Here is a 297-nt window from a genome sequence, read left to right as displayed (position 1 = left end):
GTGCAGATCACAAAAAATGGGAGATTAGTGCAATTGCATACATTTGGGATTGATCCCTCATGACGTGAACCTTAACCAAAATCACAAAGCATTCTGTCAGCAACAAAATATTACATCATAGGAGAAGTTTTTTTATCGGTTGTCTGGCGTGTTGTAGATTGGCCGCAAGGATGGAAAATTCTGTCCGCCCTATAAAGTTAGTGGTTTCGAGGGGGTTCGCGAAGCACCGCCGTTTTTGGCCGAAAACAAGATGGAGAATCGAGGTGGAGAACATCGTGTTTACAAATTGGTTGGTAA

The 297-nt window shown here is 42.8% G+C and carries 1 protein-coding gene; it reads right to left on the bottom strand.

The window, feature by feature from the left end; all coding sequences use genetic code 11:
* Window positions 1–115 precede the first annotated feature (115 nt).
* On the bottom strand, window positions 116–297 hold a 182-nt coding region (locus tag QWJ41_RS20960; protein WP_302710415.1), incomplete at its 5' end, for a hypothetical protein.

Source organism: Nocardioides cremeus, from assembly GCF_030518195.1.
Lineage (GTDB): Bacteria > Actinomycetota > Actinomycetes > Propionibacteriales > Nocardioidaceae > Nocardioides > Nocardioides cremeus.
The sequence above is the reverse complement of the archived record's forward strand: the minus strand, read 5'-3'. Positions and strand labels throughout refer to the sequence as shown.